Raw genomic sequence first — 3,529 nt, 5'->3', positions numbered from 1 at the left:
TTGCTCTTTAACAATTTGGAAAGCTGACAAAGTAACTTATCTTCATTGATGGGTTACTTGTAAAGTTCTCAATCTTTATCTTTTGATAAAGACCAAAAATACACATTCAAGTGTGCTTGGTGAAAAACATCTTCGGATGCTTTTCAAAATTGAGTCCGGCAAAATCTGTCTCGCACTCATGTAAATTAAACGCGAGACAACTTGGTCGCTTGTTTGTTTTCATTCTAGTGAAAGCAAGAAGCCAAAGACCCTTTGGGGTTGTATGGTTAAGTGACTAAGCGTACACGGTGGATGCCTAGGCAGTCAGAGGCGATGAAGGACGTATTAACTTGCGATAAGCGTAGATGAGGCAGTAAAAGCCACTCGAGTCTACGATTTCCGAATGGGGAAACCCAAGTGCATAAGCACTTATCGCTGCGTGAATACATAGCGCAGCGAGGCAAACCGGGGGAACTGAAACATCTAAGTACCCCGAGGAGAAGAAATCAACCGAGATTCCGAAAGTAGCGGCGAGCGAAATTGGATTAGCCCTTAAGCTTTATTGGTGTCAGGCGAAGTGCTCTGGAAAGGCACGCGATACCGGGTGATAGCCCCGTAGCCGTTAACGCCAGTAAAGTGAAATCGAGTAGGGCGGGACACGTGATATCCTGTCTGAATATGGGGGGACCATCCTCCAAGGCTAAATACTCCTGACTGACCGATAGTGAACCAGTACCGTGAGGGAAAGGCGAAAAGAACCCCTGTGAGGGGAGTGAAATAGAACCTGAAACCGTGTACGTACAAGCAGTAGGAGCCTCTTTAATGGGGTGACTGCGTACCTTTTGTATAATGGGTCAGCGACTTATATTCAGTGGCAAGGTTAACCAAATAGGGGAGCCGTAGGGAAACCGAGTCTTAACTGGGCGTTCAGTCTCTGGATATAGACCCGAAACCGGGTGATCTAGCCATGGGCAGGTTGAAGGTTGAGTAACATCAACTGGAGGACCGAACCGACTAATGTTGAAAAATTAGCGGATGACTTGTGGCTAGGGGTGAAAGGCCAATCAAACTCGGAGATAGCTGGTTCTCCCCGAAAGCTATTTAGGTAGCGCCTCGGACGAATACTACTGGGGGTAGAGCACTGTTAAGGCTAGGGGGTCATCCCGACTTACCAACCCTTTGCAAACTCCGAATACCAGTAAGTACTATCCGGGAGACACACGGCGGGTGCTAACGTCCGTCGTGAAGAGGGAAACAACCCAGACCGCCAGCTAAGGTCCCAAAGTATTGCTAAGTGGGAAACGATGTGGGAAGGCTTAGACAGCTAGGATGTTGGCTTAGAAGCAGCCATCATTTAAAGAAAGCGTAATAGCTCACTAGTCGAGTCGGCCTGCGCGGAAGATGTAACGGGGCTAAGCAATACACCGAAGCTGCGGCAATGCGATTTATCGTATTGGGTAGGGGAGCGTTCTGTAAGCCGTTGAAGGTGAACTGTAAGGTTTGCTGGAGGTATCAGAAGTGCGAATGCTGACATGAGTAACGACAAGGGGGGTGAAAAACCTCCCCGCCGGAAGACCAAGGGTTCCTGTCCAACGTTAATCGGGGCAGGGTAAGTCGACCCCTAAGGCGAGGCCGAAAGGCGTAGTCGATGGGAAACGGGTTAATATTCCCGTACTTCTTATGAATGCGATGGGGGGACGGAGAAGGCTAGGTGGGCCAGGCGACGGTTGTCCTGGTTCAAGTGCGTAGGCTAAGAGACTAGGTAAATCCGGTTTCTTGTTAGGCTGAGACACGACGTCGAGCTGCTACGGCAGTGAAGTCATTGATGCCCTGCTTCCAGGAAAAGCCTCTAAGCTTCAGTTCATAAGAAATCGTACCCCAAACCGACACAGGTGGTCGGGTAGAGAATACCAAGGCGCTTGAGAGAACTCGGGTGAAGGAACTAGGCAAAATGGTACCGTAACTTCGGGAGAAGGTACGCTCTTGACGGTGAAGTCCCTTGCGGATGGAGCTATTGAGAGTCGCAGATACCAGGTGGCTGCAACTGTTTATTAAAAACACAGCACTGTGCAAAATCGCAAGATGACGTATACGGTGTGACGCCTGCCCGGTGCCGGAAGGTTAATTGATGGGGTTAGACGCAAGTCGAAGCTCTTGATCGAAGCCCCGGTAAACGGCGGCCGTAACTATAACGGTCCTAAGGTAGCGAAATTCCTTGTCGGGTAAGTTCCGACCTGCACGAATGGCGTAATGATGGCCACGCTGTCTCCACCCGAGACTCAGTGAAATTGAAATCGCTGTGAAGATGCAGTGTACCCGCGGCTAGACGGAAAGACCCCGTGAACCTTTACTACAGCTTGGCACTGAACATTGAACCTACATGTGTAGGATAGGTGGGAGACTTTGAAGCGCAGACGCTAGTTTGTGTGGAGTCAACCTTGAAATACCACCCTTGTAGTTTTGATGTTCTAACGTTGGCCCCTAATCGGGGTTGCGGACAGTGCCTGGTGGGTAGTTTGACTGGGGCGGTCTCCTCCCAAAGAGTAACGGAGGAGCACGAAGGTGGGCTAATCACGGTTGGACATCGTGAGGTTAGTGCAATGGCATAAGCCCGCTTAACTGCGAGAATGACGGTTCGAGCAGGTGCGAAAGCAGGTCATAGTGATCCGGTGGTTCTGAATGGAAGGGCCATCGCTCAACGGATAAAAGGTACTCCGGGGATAACAGGCTGATACCGCCCAAGAGTTCATATCGACGGCGGTGTTTGGCACCTCGATGTCGGCTCATCACATCCTGGGGCTGAAGTCGGTCCCAAGGGTATGGCTGTTCGCCATTTAAAGTGGTACGCGAGCTGGGTTTAGAACGTCGTGAGACAGTTCGGTCCCTATCTGCCGTGGGCGTTGGAGAATTGAAGGGGGCTGCTCCTAGTACGAGAGGACCGGAGTGGACGAACCTCTGGTGTTCGGGTTGTCACGCCAGTGGCATTGCCCGGTAGCTAAGTTCGGAATTGATAAGCGCTGAAAGCATCTAAGCGCGAAGCGAGCCCTGAGATGAGTTCTCCCTGGCACTATAAGTGTCCTAAAGGGTTGTTCGAGACTAGAACGTTGATAGGCAGGGTGTGTAAGCGCTGTGAGGCGTTGAGCTAACCTGTACTAATTGCCCGTGAGGCTTAACCATACAACACCCAAGGGGTTTTGGTGGACTCAAAGAAGTGCATTGAATGTGTAGAGAATGAAAAACAGCTTTCCGAATTAACCAAATTTGCTTGGCGACCATAGCGTTTTGGACCCACCTGACTCCATGCCGAACTCAGAAGTGAAACGAAACAGCGTCGATGGTAGTGTGGGGTCTCCCCATGTGAGAGTAGAACATCGCCAGGCTTTAATACTTGTGTTTAGACCTAAGGTCTGAAGACAGAAACTCAATAAAGCAGTCAATCAGACTTTATCGAGTAACAAGACAATGTGGAGCGGTAGTTCAGTTGGTTAGAATACCGGCCTGTCACGCCGGGGGTCGCGGGTTCGAGTCCCGTCCGCTCCGCCACTGATAA

General features: G+C 50.4%; 1 tRNA gene and 2 rRNA genes. All 3 read left to right on the top strand.

Annotation, left to right across the window (positions count from 1 at the left end):
- Positions 1-264 precede the first annotated feature (264 nt).
- Positions 265-3,156, top strand: a 23S ribosomal RNA gene (locus tag CAG60_RS10520).
- A gap of 87 nt (positions 3,157-3,243) precedes the next feature.
- Positions 3,244-3,359 (top strand): 5S ribosomal RNA (gene rrf, locus CAG60_RS10515).
- Positions 3,360-3,445: 86 nt separating this feature from the next.
- Positions 3,446-3,522 (top strand) — tRNA-Asp (locus tag CAG60_RS10510).
- The last annotated feature ends 7 nt before the right edge of the window (positions 3,523-3,529 follow it).

The sequence above is a fragment of the Vibrio sp. V33_P6A3T137 genome (assembly GCF_009904835.1).
GTDB lineage: Bacteria > Pseudomonadota > Gammaproteobacteria > Enterobacterales > Vibrionaceae > Vibrio > Vibrio metschnikovii.
Note: the sequence above shows the minus strand (reverse complement) of the source record. Positions and strands in the feature narration are given on the sequence as shown.